Here is a 14,165-nt window from a genome sequence, read left to right as displayed (position 1 = left end):
GATTAACCCAGTGCATTCTCATGTAGGTTATGTTCCTGTTTTTCTAATGCTTCAAACGCATAAATCGCAACCTCAATTTGTGAATCATCCGGTTCTTTCGTCGTCAAGTACTGTAACCATAGACCAGGCAACGCAATGACACGAAGTCCTTTGATGTGCTGTGCCTTATTTGTTAGTTGCAATACTTCAAACGAAAGACCGATGACGACTGGTAATAAAGCAATTCGGCAGACGAGACGTAACCACAAAGGATCCGTTGGAACGATCAGGTAGACGAAAAAACCGACGATGACGGTGAAAATCAAGAAACTCGATCCACATCGATAATGAAGTCGACTACTGATACGGACGTTTTCGACTGTTAATGAACGTCCGGACTCGACACAGTTGATGACTTTATGCTCGGCACCATGGTATTGAAAAAGTCGTTTGACGAGTGGGGTCAACGAAATTACGTAGAGATAACTGAACAAAAGTGTTAACTTGATTGCTGCTTCGATGACATTCTGAATGACATGTCCAGATAAGGCAGGAAATACATCAAACAGTGATGCAAGGAAAGCAGGTAATAGTGTGAAGAGTAACTTACCGAAGAAAAATGATAGGATTCCGACAACGGCGACGCCGAGCCATTTCGTTAAGGGACTAGCAGTCGTTTCTTCTGGCTCTTCCTCCCCCGGTTTGACGCCGTATCGATCACTTGCGAAGTTCATATGACTGGCGCCATTCGCAGAAGACTCCATTAAAGCAAAGAGACCGCGTAGAAGTGGAATTCGTTTTCCTTTGGCGATTCGTGGGCGAATCGGTTTTTTCTGGGCAAAGGTCTCGATTGAATCGTCATTTCGACGAATCGCAGAGACTGCGTGGGTCGCATTTTGGAACATGACGCCTTCGACGATGGCTTGACCACCGACCGGCGGATTAGTCGTTTTCATAATAGAACGCATCCCGTCTTCATAAAATAAGGTGTATCGTCAGTGTACTTGATTTACGCTAAAAAAACTATGTTCGACTCGTCAAAACGAGGTAATCTTTAGGAGTCGGAAATCGGGTTATGATACAATAAAAAAGAATTCAAGGAGGTGTTTTTTTGCGTGTCTTGATATTAAACGGACCAAACTTGAATTTACTCGGAATACGCGAACCGGATACATATGGAACGGCGACATTAGCCGACTTAGAACACGATCTTCGCGTTTATTTTCCGAACATTCAGTTTCGGTTTGAACAATCGAACCATGAAGGACGTTTGATTGATGTTCTTCATGAGGAACGGGGGGCGGACGGCATCGTCTTGAATGCGGCTGCCTATACGCATACGAGTATCGCTCTCCGTGACGCAATCGCTGCGATCGAAGCACCCGTCATCGAGGTTCATCTATCGAACGTCCATGCACGCGAATCTTTTCGGCATCATTCGATGATTGCACCTGTCTGCAGAGGTGTGATCGCTGGACTCGGCATGACCGGATATCGCCTGGCAACGGAAGCGATCCAAGCTTTACAACAATCGGAATAAGGGGGAAATCAATCATGAAACAACGAATCGAAGCGTTACAAGCGGCATTAAAAGAACGGGATCTTCCAGGATTACTCGTCACGAAAGCAGAGAATATCCGTTATATTTCAGGCTTCACAGGTTCAAGCGGTGCATGTCTCGTAACAGAAGAGCAAGCATACTTCGTGACGGATTTCCGTTACACGGAGCAAGCGGCAGATCAAGTTAAAGGAATGGAGATCGTCCAAATCGAACGATCGATTCCAGAGACGATGGGCGAGTTGATGGCAGGGGCACGTGTTCGTGCGGTTGGCGTCGAAAAGGATGCGATGACACTTGGTGCTTTTGAAGCGTACGATCAAGCTTCGTCGATCGAACTCGTTCCAACGACGGGAATCATCGAAAACCTACGCTTGATTAAGGATTCATCAGAGATTAAGATGATTAAGGAAGCGGTGGAGCTCGCAGACGCGACCTTCCAACACATCTTGACGTACATTCAACCAGGACGGACGGAACTTGAAGTATCAAATGAACTAGAATTCTTCATGCGTAAGCATGGAGCGACGTCTTCTTCTTTCGATACGATCGTTGCATCGGGCTATCGTTCTGCCTTGCCGCACGGTGTTGCCAGTTCGAAGGTCATTGCGACGGGTGAACTCGTGACGCTTGATTTCGGGGCGCTCTTGAACGGTTACGTTTCAGATATCACACGGACTGTCGCAGTCGGTCCGATCAACGCTGAATTGCAGAAGATCTACGATACGGTCTTGCAAGCACAACTTGCGGGTGTCGATGGCTTAAAACCAGGCATCACAGGGATTGAAGCAGACGCGTTGACACGTGATATCATCAAAGAAGCAGGATATGGCGAGTACTTCGGTCACTCGACAGGACACGGCATCGGTCTAGAAGTACATGAAGGACCTGGCTTGTCTTTCCGTTCTGAGACGAAACTTGAACCGGGCATGATCGTTACGGTCGAACCGGGCATCTATGTGCCACAAGTCGGCGGATGCCGGATTGAAGATGACGTCTTGATCACGGAAACAGGTCGAGAAATTCTTTCGTCTTCACCAAAAGAACTGATCACTCTCTAAGTAGGGTGACGGGACATTTTAGGAGGAACCATTCATGGTATCAGTAAACGATTTAAAAACAGGATTAACGATTAAGACTTCAGACGGTATGATTTGGCAAGTACTTGAGTTCCAACATGTTAAACCGGGTAAAGGAGCAGCTTTCGTTCGGACGAAAATGCGTAACATTCGTAACGGAAACATCCAAGAGATGACGTTCCGTGGTGGTGAGCGTGTTGAACGTGCGCACATCGAGCGTAACAAGATGCAGTACCTCTACCCAATGGGTGAGACATACGTCTTCATGGATACAGAATCTTATGAGCAGTTGGAATTGACGACAGCACAAGTCGAAGCAGCTCTTCCATACTTGCTTGAAAACATGGAAGTTCAGATTGCAGTTTACAACGGCGAAATCCTCGGTCTTGAATTACCGAACACAGTCGTCATGACGATCGTTGAAGCAGAGCCTGGCGTAAAAGGTGATACAGCTTCGAACGTTAAGAAAAATGCGACTGTAGAAACAGGACACATCATTCAAGTGCCACTCTTCATTGAAGCAGGCGAAAAAGTAACGGTTGATACACGTACAGGTGATTTCACAGGTCGTTACAACGGATAATATTGAAACGACAAGACGTCTCTCACCTTCTATCAGGTCGAGAGGCGTCTTTTTTCATCCAGCATGACTTGCATCCAATGGTATGACCAGTTAATATAAGTATTTGAGTAGGCATTAGCACCTGGTATAATAATTGTGAATACAGCATAGATGGGGGAAGAATGACAGATGAAAATCGATCAGTTGAAACAAGTACTCGAAATGCTCGATCAGTCGAGTGTAAACGAACTCTCACTCGAGACGGATACGTATAAATTAAAGTTGAAGAAACAAGGAGAGACGGTGACGGTTTCGCATCAAGCGCCAGCTTCTTCAGTAGCAGCACCTGCTCCTGTAAAGCAAGTAGCAGCACCTGTTGAAGAAGAAGTCGTCGCAGACGACACAGTCACGATCAATGCGTTAATGGTCGGAACGTTCTATTCGCGTCCGAATCCAGATAAACCGGCATACGTCAAAGTCGGGGATCGGATCGAAGTCGGTCAAGTCATCTGTGTCCTTGAAGCAATGAAACTCTTCAACAACTTAAACTCGGAAGTATCTGGAACGGTCGTCGAGATTCTTGTCGCCGATGGAGATCTCGTTGAATTTGGTCAACCACTCTTCCGGATCCGTCCGTAAAACTGAGGTGAACAGCATGGAAAAATTATTGATTGCCAATCGTGGTGAAATTGCCGTCCGCATCATTCGAGCGGCAAAGGAACTTGGAATACAGACCGTTGCTGTCTACTCGACAGCAGATAAGGAAGCGCTACATGTTCGCTTAGCAGATGAGGCGTATTGTATCGGGGAAGCGAGTTCTGCGTCGTCTTACTTAAACGTTACGAATATCCTCGCGATTGCGACGAACCGTCAAGTCACGATGATTCACCCAGGATATGGTTTCTTAGCCGAGAACGTCGACTTTGCCGAAATGTGTGAAGCGTGTGGGATCAAATTCGTTGGTCCGACGTCGGATGCGATCCGTCAGATGGGGATAAAAGATGTCGCGAAGAAGACGATGATCGAGTGTGGAGTACCCGTCGTGCCGGGTTCAGATGGAACGGTCACGGACGAAGAAGCGGTCGCGCTCGCGCAAGAAATCGGTTATCCGGTCATCATCAAAGCGACAGCTGGTGGTGGCGGTAAAGGGATTCGTGTTGCCCGCTCGGAAGAAGAGTTGATCAATGGCTTGAGTGAGACACGCCGTGAAGCAAAACAAGCTTTCGGAAACGGTGATGTGTACTTAGAACGTTTTATCGAAGAATTCCGCCACGTCGAAGTACAAGTGCTTGCGGACCGGCACGGCAATGTCATTCACCTCGGTGAACGAGATTGTACGGTTCAGCGCCGGATGCAGAAGCTGATCGAGGAAGCGCCATCGCCTGCAGTCAGTGAAGCGACACGTCTGAAGATGGGTGAGGCTGCCGTTAAAGCCGCACAAGCGATTCAGTATACGGGAGCTGGAACGATTGAATTCATTTTCGTCGAAGAGACGGAAGAGTTCTTCTTCATGGAGATGAATACACGGATTCAAGTCGAGCACCCGGTAACGGAAATGATCACAGGCTTCGACCTTGTTCAAGCACAACTGCAAGTCGCGCTTGACCATCCACTTGCCGTCAAACAAAAGGATATCAAATTCCATGGTCATTCGATCGAATGCCGCATCAATGCCGAGGATCCAGACCATGACTTCCGTCCGTCTGCTGGACGCGTCACACAATACGTGACACCAGGTGGCATGGGCGTGCGAATCGATAGTGCGGTCTATCCAGGTTATATGATTCCGCCGTATTATGATTCGATGGTCGCAAAGTTGATCGTTCATGCGGAAACACGTGAAGAAGCATGTGCGAAGATGGAGCGGGCATTAGCTGAATTTTGGATCGAAGGTGTTAAAACAACGATTCCGTTCCATGAACGTGTCTTAAGTCACCCGGTATTCCGTCGTGGTACATTCACGACGAAATTCGCTGAGCGTGAGTTAAAAGGTACGATCGTAAACTGAATCAGGACGGGAGTTTGTGTGACGAACTCCCGTCTTTTTTTGGCGTTCTCTATGTTTTTTAAAAGAGGAATGTGCTAAACTAACTGATTGAGAACGACAAAAAAAGGAGCACGCAAAATCATGATGAAACGACACATGGCACGCGAACTCGCAGTCCAATCTTTGTTCCAAATGGAACTCTCGGATCTAACTGCACAAGAGGCCATTGAATTCGCGGTAGAAGGTAAGGAATACGACACATTCGTCGAGCAATTGGTGAACGGCGTCGAAACAAACAAAGCAACGATTGATCAACACATTCGCGAAGCACTCGTGAATTGGTCGTTCGAACGACTCGGAAACATCGAGCGGACGATTCTTCGTTTAGCCGTTTACGAATTATTGTTTGAAACGAACATTCCTGTTCGAGTGACGATTAACGAAGCTATCGAATTGACGAAAGCGTTCGCAGACGAAGAAGCAACGAAAATCGTCAACGGTGTTCTCGGTAAAGTTGCACAAGGCGTCGTCAAAGAAAACTCATAAACCGATGTAAAACCGAATAGAGACAAACAGACAGAAGAGTGAATCGAACTTTTTGGGGGAGTGGACAAATCATGGCAGTAGTAATCGATGGAAAACAGGTAGCCCATTCATATCGTATGAAGCTGAAAGAAGAAGTCGCACGTCTGAAAGAACAGCGGATTCAACCGCAATTGACTGTCATCCTGATTGGCGAAGATCCTGCTAGTCAATCTTATGTACGTGGTAAAGAAAAGGCGGCGAAGGAAATCGGCATGGATTCGGAGTTGATCCGGCTTCCGGCAGAAACAACGGAATCAGAGCTCCTTCACTTGATCGAACGTCTGAACGTTGATGCGAGTGTCCACGGGATTCTCGTTCAATTGCCGTTACCTAACCATATTGATGAAAGCAAAGTCATTTTTGCGATTTCTCCTGAAAAAGACGTCGATGGTTTCCATCCTGTCTCTGTTGGGAAAATGATGATTGGTGAACCGACGTTTTTACCATGTACACCAAACGGTATTCTCCATCTCGTCAAAGAGATGAACGTACCGATTGCAGGTCAACATGTCGTCGTTGTCGGACGTAGCCAAATCGTCGGTAAACCCGTCGGTATGTTGTTCTTGAATGAATCGGCTACCGTTTCCTATTGTCATTCAAAAACTAAAGACCTCGGTGTGATGACGCGCCAAGCGGATATCTTAATCGTGGCAGTCGGCGTACCAAAGCTGATTACTGCGGATATGGTGAAACCGGGCGCTGTCGTCATTGATGTTGGTGTAAACCGCGTCGATGGAAAACTCGTTGGTGATGTTGAATTTGATACGATTCAAGATGTTGCATCGATGATTACACCTGTTCCGGGTGGTGTTGGTCCGATGACGATTACGATGCTACTGCACAACACGATTGAGGCTGCGCGATGAGCGAACCTCTTCACGTTTCCGATTTAGTCCAATATGTCAAACGTGAACTAGAAGGCGACGCCCTTCTGCAACAAGTCCAGGTGGTGGGAGAAGTGTCGAACTTTAAACGACACTCTTCTGGTCACCTTTATTTTACGTTGAAGGATGAACAGTCGCGGATGAAAGCCGTCATGTTCGCCCGTGATGCGAGTCGCGTCAAGGCAGACGTTCGCGATGGCATGCGTGTCGTCGTCACGGCGCGCTTATCCGTATACGTATCATCTGGTGAGATGCAGCTCTATGTCGAACGGATGACGGAAGATGGGGTGGGGGCGCTATATGAGGCATTCTCACGCTTAAAAGTGGATCTCGAAGAGCGTGGGTGGTTTGATCCAGAAATCAAAAAACCGTTACCTGCTTTTCCGGAGCGCATCGGAATCATCACGTCTCCAAAAGGAGCAGCGCTTCATGATATCGCAACGACACTCCGTCGCCGTTATCCGCAAGCAGCCATCGTGTTCGCCCCGGTTCTTGTACAGGGAGCGGACGCGGCACCGCAAATCAATCGTGCTATTCAGTTGATGAATGAGCATGCTGCCTGTGACGTCTTAATCATCGGTCGTGGTGGCGGTTCAATCGAAGAATTGTGGGCATTTAATGAAATGTCTGTTGTGACAGCTGTATTCGAATCACGCATTCCGATCGTCTCGGCCGTCGGTCACGAAACCGATTTTACGATCAGTGATTTCGTTGCGGACGTTCGCGCCGCTACACCAACGGCAGCGGCAGAACTCGTCACACCAGAAGCAGATGCACTCGTCCGTCGTGTCCAGGATGTGCAACGACGTTTAGAACGGACGTATGCACAACTTCTCAAGAGTAAACAGGAGCAAGTGACGCGTCTTGCTACGAGTTACGGACTGAAATCACCACGTGTCCTACTTGGATTGAAGCAAGAGCAATTGGACCGAGCAGAGATGTCGCTCCAAAAAGAGATCCAGCATGTAGTAGCGCAAAACCAGCAACAGGTGGAGCGTCTTCACACACGTTTAATGAGGGTACCGGTACGTGATCGATTCGTGCAACAAAAGGCGACGATTGAACAATCGCGTCGTCGACTCGAAATTGTTCGTCGGATCTTACAATCGAAACAACAACAGGTGCGTCATGTGCTCGCGCGACTCGACTCCGTCAGTCCGACGCATGTCCTGATGCGCGGCTATACGTATGTCGAACAGGATGGACAAATTGTCCGTTCCGCGAAGGCATTGACAGCGTCTTCGTTCGATATCCGCTTCCATGATGGAACGATTCGTGCTAAACGAGAGGATGGGGAATAAGGATGGAGACCGAACAATCTTTTGAAGAAGCACTAGAACGACTAGAAGAAATCGTCACGTTACTAGAAGAGGGCGAAGCGCCTCTTGAACAAGCGATGGCTCTTTATGAAGAGGGCGTTAAGTTGACAGCTCTCTGCCAAGGAAAGTTATCCGTTGCTGAAAAAAAACTCGATCAAATCCTGGAGCAAGATGGTACGCTACGGGAAAAAGGAGGAGCGCAATGATTGCCTTGAATGAGTGGAAGACACAAGTCGAAAACAAGATGGAAGAATTCATGGAGCGACTCGATGCACCGGAGCGTTTACGCGACTCGATGCGGTATTCACTCGATGCGGGTGGGAAACGAATTCGTCCAGCCTTGATTTATGCGGTACTCGATGCCTTTTCAATCGATCGTTCAAAAGGTGATGCGACTGCTGCGGCGCTCGAGATGATTCATACATATTCTCTGATTCACGATGATCTTCCAGCAATGGACGACGACGATCTCCGTCGTGGACGTCCAACGAATCATATCGCTTTTGATGAAGCGACAGCGATTTTAGCAGGAGACGCCTTGCTCACGAACGCTTTTAGCTGTCTTCTTGAGACACCGGCTTCGCCAGAAGTGAAGCTTGCCCTTGTCGAACGGTTGGCAGCGGCAGCGGGTGCTACGGGTATGGTTGGTGGTCAACTCGACGATATGCTCGGAGAGCGTGGCGGTATTAACGATGTAGCAGAGCTTGAATCGATTCATCGCCGGAAAACGGGAGCACTTCTCGTCTTTGCTGTTGAAGCGGGTGGCTTGCTTGCAACAGTCAGTTCGACGGATCTTGAGCACTTACAACAATACGGTCGTCATCTCGGAATCGCCTTCCAAATCCAAGACGACATCTTGGATGTAACAGGAGATGCCGAAAAAATCGGGAAGCCGGTTGGGAGTGACGAAGGCAACGAAAAAGCAACGTATCCAAAATTACTTGGTCTTGAAGGGGCGAAACGTGCGCTGACAGCCCAAGTGGAAGCAGCGGAACAAGCGATTGATGCATTATCGGTCGAAGCGACGACACTTAAGGAACTGCTCGACTTCGTGGTCAAGCGCGACCATTAAGCAGGACGACGCATCTGCGTCGTCTTTTTCTATGCTGACAATGGCGCTCAATAGATTGTTCTAGTACAATGTAGGGTACAAACCCTATAAGATTGTAAGGAAAAGAGGCGGTAAGGTATGAAATTGACAGAAATACAGGATCCGTCATTTTTAAAGCGTATGTCGGTCTCCGAACTCGAAGTCCTCGCTGGCGACATTCGACGCTTTTTGATTGAAGAATTAGCTACGACAGGTGGCCACTTAGCACCGAACCTTGGTGTCGTCGAGTTGACGCTTGCGTTGCATCGTGAATTCAACAGTCCGAATGACAAGTTCGTCTGGGATGTCGGACACCAAGCATATGTGCACAAGATTCTCACAGGACGTGCGAGCCAGTTTGATACGCTTCGCAAGCATAAGGGACTCTGTGGATTCCCGAAACGTAATGAGAGTGTGCACGACGTTTGGGAGACAGGACACAGCTCGACGTCTCTGTCAGCAGCAATGGGGATTGCTGTCTCGAATGAACTGAGCGGTAAGGATGATCGTGCAGTCGCAATCATCGGTGACGGTGCTTTGACAGGTGGTATGGCACTTGAAGCATTGAATCACATCGGAGCAGAACAACAAAATGTCATCGTCATCTTGAACGATAACGAGATGTCGATTGCACCAAACGTTGGGGCGATGCATCAAATGCTCGGACGGATTCGTTCATCACGCAAAGTGCGTTATGCACAAGATGAGCTCGAAACGTTAATTAAAAAAATTCCGGTCATTGGCGGACGCCTTGAAAAAGGAAGCGAGAAATTGAAGGAAGCCGTCAAAGGAGCACTTGTGCCTGGTATGTTCTTCGAAGAGCTCGGCTTCAACTATTATGGTCCGGTCGATGGACACGATCTTAATGATTTGATCGAACAACTCAACTACGTAAAAAAAGAAGAAGGACCTGTCCTGCTTCACGTCATCACGAAAAAAGGGAAGGGCTATCGCCCGGCAGAGTTCGACGGAGTCGGCACGTGGCATGGTCTTGGACCATACAAGATGGAGTCTGGCGAAGTTATCAAAGGGAAATCAAAAGCACCAAGTTATTCCTTTACGGTAGCGGATACCTTAACGAAGATAGCACGCGATGATGAAAAGCTGACATTGATCACGCCAGCGATGAGTGTCGGTTCTAAACTCGATTGTTTTGAAAAAGAATTCCCAGAGCGGATGTTTGATGTTGGGATCGCGGAACAACACGCTGTCACGTTCGCTGCAGGTCAAGCGACGCAAGACATGAAACCGGTTGTGTCGATCTACTCGACATTCTTCCAGCGCGCATACGATCAACTCGTCCATGATGTCGCGCGTCAAAATCTCGACGTGACGTTTACGATTGACCGATCAGGACTCGTCGGAGCAGATGGAGAGACACACCAAGGGGTCTTCGATATTGCCTTCATGCGCCATGTGCCGAATATTCGAATCGTCATGGCAAAAGATGAGAATGAACTGCAGCACTTACTCTATTCTGCTGTTAAATACGAAGGACCAATCGCCGTTCGTTTCCCGCGTGGCGAAGGAATTGGTGTACCAATGGATGAGACATTGCACGAAATTTCACTTGATACATGGGAAGTCGAACGCGAAGGAACGGATGTCGCGATTCTTGCGTTCGGACCACAAGTGCAGGATGCACTTAAGATTGCAAATCTCCTAGCGGACGAACTTTCGGTTCGTGTCATCAATGCTCGGACGATCAAACCGCTTGATGAGAAAATGCTGAATGCACTTTATGCAGAAGGCATCCCACTTGTGACGCTCGAAGAAGCTGTCCTAAAAGGTGGATTTGGATCAGCTGTTCTTGAGCATGCGAACGAGCAGGAAGCATTCCCACGTGTCAAGCGTTTCGGTATTCCGGATTGGTATATCGAGCATGGCGGTGTCAATGAGTTACTTGAAGAAATCGGATTATTACCTGGACAAATCGCAGAAGAAGTACGCGCTTTCGTCAATCAAGGAAAGAAACAGAGTGTGTGACGATTCATGGAAAATGTAAAAAAAATCCGCCTCGACGTTCTTCTCGTCGAGCGCGGTTTGTTTGAAACGCGTGAAAAAGCGAAGCGGTCGATCATGGCTGGACTCGTCTTTAGCGGGACGGAACGACTGGAGAAGGCCGGTGAAAAGGTCAAATCGGATATTGATCTGCATGTCAAAGGTCAATTGATGCCGTATGTTGGTCGTGGCGGCTTTAAGATGGAAAAGGCACTTCAAGTATTCGATTTTGATGTCACGGGCAAAACGGGTCTTGATATCGGATCTTCAACGGGTGGTTTTACGGACTGTTCCTTACAAAATGGAGCAGCGCATATGTACGCCCTCGATGTCGGTTCGAATCAGCTGGACTGGAAACTTCGTTCAGATGATCGCGTGACGGTAATGGAAAAAACGAATTTCCGGCATGCCACACCAGACATGTTCTCTGTCTCGCCACAGTTCGCGACGATTGATGTCTCATTCATCTCGTTACGGTTGATGCTTCCTCCACTGAAAACGATTCTCGTCGAAGGAGGAGATGTCATGGCGCTCGTTAAACCGCAATTCGAAGCAGGGCGCGATGATATTGGTAAAAAAGGGATCGTGCGGGACGAACGGATTCATGTCCGAGTGCTCGATGAGATGATCGAATTCTTCATTCAACAAGGATTCTACGTCAAGCAACTCGATTACTCACCGATTACTGGTGGAGAGGGTAATATCGAGTTCTTGTTACATGCCCGTCTTGGTCAACCAGGACTCGATGCATCCGTTAATGCGGTAGAGACGGTCAAGCGAGCACACGCTAGTCTTTAAATGAACAGATGAAAACGAAGGCGGATCCGGTTCATGGGTCCGTCTTCGTTGTTGTTCAGTACGATGAAACCTCATAATAAAATGGCAAACGTGGACTTTTAATGATTTATTGGATTACAATAGTAACATCGAAGAATACTGTGAGGTGCAGGGATGACAAAGGGGCAACGATTGATTAAGATTCGGGAAATCATCACCCAATCGGAAGTAGAAACCCAGGATGAATTGGTAGAGGAATTACGAAATGCAGGATATAAGGTGACACAGGCAACGGTATCACGAGATATCAAGGAACTCCATCTCGTCAAAGTCCCGTTGAATGATGGACGTTATAAATATAGCTTACCTGCCGATCAACGCTTCAACCCACTCGGGAAATTGCGGCGTCTGCTCGGGGATAGCTTCATCTCGATTGATTCTGCTCAAAATCTGATTGTCATGCATGTCCTACCTGGAAATGCGAATGCAGTCGCTGTCTTATTGGATCATTTGAGCTGGAACGAACTGCTTGGAACGGTGTGTGGGGATGATACGATCCTGTTGATCGCACGGAGTGAGGAGCAGGCGAAAGAAGTGACGGAACGAATCTTAGAAATGCTGTAAGGAGTTGACAGGATGCTAGCTGAATTATCGATCAAACAATTTGCGATCATTGACGAGCTACAGATCGACTTTAAAAAAGGAATGACCGTCTTGACTGGGGAAACAGGTGCCGGTAAATCGATCGTTCTCGACGCAATCGGTTTGTTGATTGGTGGACGTGGTTCTTCGGAATTCGTTCGATACGGGGAAGATCGAGCGGAGTTAGAAGGACTATTTCTGATTGAAGACGACCATCTCGTCTATGATCTCGCAGAAGAATATGGCATCGATATCGAAGATGGATTGATCATCTTAAGACGTGATCTGTTCGCGACCGGGAAAAGTGTCTGTCGCGTCAACAACAAGCTGGTCACACTGACGATCTTACGTGAGTTCGGGCGCGTCCTCGTCGACATGCACGGGCAACATGAACATCAGCATTTAATGGACAGTACGTATCATCAAGCGATTCTCGATGACTTCGCGCAAGAGACGATTGCACCGTTACTACAAGCCTATCAATCGGGGTATCAAGCATACGAAGAAAAACGGGCGGCTTTGCAATCACTCGCACAAAGTGAGCAAGAGCTCGCACAACGCATCGATTTATTATCGTTTCAGACGGAAGAGATTGAAGGGGCAAAACTTCGGGCACATGAGGAAGATGAATTGCTCGTTGAACGAAATCGCCTCGCGAACTTCGAGAAATTATATGCATCGTTGAAAACTGCGTATGATGCTCTACATGATGAGATGCGCGGCATCGACTCTGTTGGAGACGCGATGCGTGAATTACAGCAAGCATCGAGCATCGATGAACAGTTTTCTCAGCAGAGTGACGCGATCGCGAGCGCCTTTTATGGACTAGAAGAAGTAGGTTATGCCATCCGGGATCAACTCGAAACACTCGAGTTTGATTCCAATCGACTTGATGAGATCGAACAACGTTTATCGGTCTTTCAACAGCTGAAACGAAAATATGGGGCGACGATCGAAGAAGTCATCGCGTACGGTGAGAAGATTCGAGTCGAACTCGATACGATGACGAATCGAGATGAACGGATTGAACGATTAAAAGCCGAAGTCGAACAGCTCGAAGGCGAATTGTTTGAGATTGGTGGTCGACTCTCACAACAACGACGTAAAGCAGCGATTCAATTAAGTGAAGCGATTCATTTGGAATTACGTGAGCTTTACATGGAAAAAGCACGATTCGAAATTCGTTTTCTTCAGGACGGGAAAACGCCGATGTTACGGAAGAACGGAATCGACCAAGTCGAGTTCTTTATCATGACGAATGCGGGAGAGCCGTTTAAGTCACTTGGAAAAGTCGCGTCAGGCGGAGAATTATCTCGAATCATGCTCGGACTGAAATCAATCTTCTCACGCTCGGTCGGAGTCTCTTCCATCATTTTTGATGAAGTCGATACGGGTGTCTCGGGTCGTGTCGCACAAGCGATGGCTGAAAAAATCTATCGTTTGTCAGTAGACGGACAAGTGCTCTGTATCACGCACTTACCACAAGTCGCTTCAATGGCTGATCAACATCTGTATATTCGAAAAATCGAAGAGACGGACCGTACGACGACTCAAGTTAACGTCTTGTCTCAGTCAGACCGAGGAAACGAGCTCGGACGGATGATTTCCGGTGCGCATATGACGGATTTGACGTTACGTCATGCCGAAGAATTGATGGATCAGGCGAAGACGATGAAAGAATCGCTTAAAAATGGGGTGTAAG

15 protein-coding genes are annotated in these 14,165 nt (G+C 47.8%); 14 read left to right on the top strand and 1 reads right to left on the bottom strand.

Annotated features, from left to right (window positions below; genetic code table 11):
* Window positions 1-2: 2 nt before the first annotated feature.
* Window positions 3-935 (bottom strand): DUF1385 domain-containing protein, encoded by a 933-nt coding sequence (locus ACV3PA_RS13980; RefSeq protein ID WP_053452800.1) that lies wholly within the window; start codon window positions 933-935, stop codon window positions 3-5.
* 155 nt (window positions 936-1,090) lie between these two features.
* Between ACV3PA_RS13980 and aroQ the strand changes: the two genes are divergently transcribed.
* The 14 genes from aroQ (at window position 1,091) to recN (ending at window position 14,164) form a co-directional block, all read left to right on the top strand.
* Window positions 1,091-1,519 carry a type II 3-dehydroquinate dehydratase gene (aroQ, locus tag ACV3PA_RS13975; RefSeq protein WP_456125103.1) on the top strand — a complete coding sequence of 143 codons (429 nt, stop codon included), beginning with the start codon at window positions 1,091-1,093 and terminating at the stop codon, window positions 1,517-1,519.
* Between the two features lie 14 nt (window positions 1,520-1,533).
* Window positions 1,534-2,598: a M24 family metallopeptidase gene (locus ACV3PA_RS13970; protein WP_035409103.1), complete on the top strand. Its 1,065-nt coding sequence runs from the start codon at window positions 1,534-1,536 to the stop codon at window positions 2,596-2,598.
* Window positions 2,599-2,632: 34 nt separating this feature from the next.
* Entirely contained in the window at window positions 2,633-3,199 is a 567-nt protein-coding gene (gene efp / locus ACV3PA_RS13965; RefSeq protein WP_023467577.1) for an elongation factor P, read from the top strand.
* Between the two features lie 168 nt (window positions 3,200-3,367).
* Window positions 3,368-3,817: an acetyl-CoA carboxylase biotin carboxyl carrier protein gene (gene accB / locus ACV3PA_RS13960; protein WP_053452802.1), complete on the top strand. Its 450-nt coding sequence runs from the start codon at window positions 3,368-3,370 to the stop codon at window positions 3,815-3,817.
* 16 nt (window positions 3,818-3,833) lie between these two features.
* Complete coding sequence (gene accC, locus ACV3PA_RS13955) at window positions 3,834-5,186, top strand: acetyl-CoA carboxylase biotin carboxylase subunit (RefSeq protein ID WP_053452803.1); 1,353 nt, start codon at window positions 3,834-3,836, stop codon at window positions 5,184-5,186.
* Between the two features lie 120 nt (window positions 5,187-5,306).
* A complete protein-coding gene (gene nusB, locus ACV3PA_RS13950) occupies window positions 5,307-5,711 on the top strand; it encodes a transcription antitermination factor NusB (protein WP_023467580.1) in 405 nt (134 codons plus the stop codon).
* Between the two features lie 71 nt (window positions 5,712-5,782).
* Entirely contained in the window at window positions 5,783-6,616 is an 834-nt protein-coding gene (gene folD / locus ACV3PA_RS13945) for a bifunctional methylenetetrahydrofolate dehydrogenase/methenyltetrahydrofolate cyclohydrolase FolD (RefSeq protein WP_456125102.1), read from the top strand.
* Window positions 6,613-7,935 (top strand): exodeoxyribonuclease VII large subunit, encoded by a 1,323-nt coding sequence (xseA, locus tag ACV3PA_RS13940; RefSeq protein ID WP_456125101.1) that lies wholly within the window; start codon window positions 6,613-6,615, stop codon window positions 7,933-7,935. Before folD ends, xseA begins: the two co-directional genes overlap by 4 nt.
* A gap of 2 nt (window positions 7,936-7,937) precedes the next feature.
* A complete protein-coding gene (gene xseB, locus ACV3PA_RS13935; RefSeq protein ID WP_023467583.1) occupies window positions 7,938-8,159 on the top strand; it encodes an exodeoxyribonuclease VII small subunit in 222 nt (73 codons plus the stop codon).
* A complete protein-coding gene (locus ACV3PA_RS13930) occupies window positions 8,156-9,025 on the top strand; it encodes a polyprenyl synthetase family protein (RefSeq protein WP_053452805.1) in 870 nt (289 codons plus the stop codon). The genes xseB and ACV3PA_RS13930 overlap by 4 nt, the downstream gene beginning before the upstream one ends.
* A gap of 117 nt (window positions 9,026-9,142) precedes the next feature.
* Window positions 9,143-11,029 carry a 1-deoxy-D-xylulose-5-phosphate synthase gene (gene dxs / locus ACV3PA_RS13925; RefSeq protein ID WP_456125100.1) on the top strand — a complete coding sequence of 629 codons (1,887 nt, stop codon included), beginning with the start codon at window positions 9,143-9,145 and terminating at the stop codon, window positions 11,027-11,029.
* Window positions 11,030-11,035: 6 nt separating this feature from the next.
* The gene (locus ACV3PA_RS13920) at window positions 11,036-11,842 is read left to right on the top strand and encodes a TlyA family RNA methyltransferase (RefSeq protein WP_456125099.1); all 807 of its coding nucleotides are present in this window, start codon (window positions 11,036-11,038) and stop codon (window positions 11,840-11,842) included.
* Between the two features lie 153 nt (window positions 11,843-11,995).
* The gene (gene ahrC / locus ACV3PA_RS13915; protein WP_023467586.1) at window positions 11,996-12,445 is read left to right on the top strand and encodes a transcriptional regulator AhrC/ArgR; all 450 of its coding nucleotides are present in this window, start codon (window positions 11,996-11,998) and stop codon (window positions 12,443-12,445) included.
* Window positions 12,446-12,457: 12 nt separating this feature from the next.
* Window positions 12,458-14,164 carry a DNA repair protein RecN gene (gene recN / locus ACV3PA_RS13910; RefSeq protein ID WP_053452808.1) on the top strand — a complete coding sequence of 569 codons (1,707 nt, stop codon included), beginning with the start codon at window positions 12,458-12,460 and terminating at the stop codon, window positions 14,162-14,164.
* Window position 14,165: the final 1 nt, after the last annotated feature.

This window comes from Exiguobacterium sp. EA-TM-5, assembly GCF_053878415.1.
Note: the sequence above shows the minus strand (reverse complement) of the source record. Positions and strands in the feature narration are given on the sequence as shown.

Coding starts and splice junctions, on each gene's coding strand:
- ACV3PA_RS13980 (WP_053452800.1), bottom strand. CDS start 935: ATGAAAACGACTAATCCGCCGGTCGGTGGTCAAGCCATCGTCGAAGGC.
- ACV3PA_RS13970 (WP_035409103.1), top strand. CDS start 1,534: ATGAAACAACGAATCGAAGCGTTACAAGCGGCATTAAAAGAACGGGAT.
- efp (WP_023467577.1), top strand. CDS start 2,633: ATGGTATCAGTAAACGATTTAAAAACAGGATTAACGATTAAGACTTCA.
- accB (WP_053452802.1), top strand. CDS start 3,368: ATGAAAATCGATCAGTTGAAACAAGTACTCGAAATGCTCGATCAGTCG.
- accC (WP_053452803.1), top strand. CDS start 3,834: ATGGAAAAATTATTGATTGCCAATCGTGGTGAAATTGCCGTCCGCATC.
- nusB (WP_023467580.1), top strand. CDS start 5,307: ATGATGAAACGACACATGGCACGCGAACTCGCAGTCCAATCTTTGTTC.
- folD (WP_456125102.1), top strand. CDS start 5,783: ATGGCAGTAGTAATCGATGGAAAACAGGTAGCCCATTCATATCGTATG.
- xseA (WP_456125101.1), top strand. CDS start 6,613: ATGAGCGAACCTCTTCACGTTTCCGATTTAGTCCAATATGTCAAACGT.
- xseB (WP_023467583.1), top strand. CDS start 7,938: ATGGAGACCGAACAATCTTTTGAAGAAGCACTAGAACGACTAGAAGAA.
- ACV3PA_RS13930 (WP_053452805.1), top strand. CDS start 8,156: ATGATTGCCTTGAATGAGTGGAAGACACAAGTCGAAAACAAGATGGAA.
- dxs (WP_456125100.1), top strand. CDS start 9,143: ATGAAATTGACAGAAATACAGGATCCGTCATTTTTAAAGCGTATGTCG.
- ACV3PA_RS13920 (WP_456125099.1), top strand. CDS start 11,036: ATGGAAAATGTAAAAAAAATCCGCCTCGACGTTCTTCTCGTCGAGCGC.
- ahrC (WP_023467586.1), top strand. CDS start 11,996: ATGACAAAGGGGCAACGATTGATTAAGATTCGGGAAATCATCACCCAA.
- recN (WP_053452808.1), top strand. CDS start 12,458: ATGCTAGCTGAATTATCGATCAAACAATTTGCGATCATTGACGAGCTA.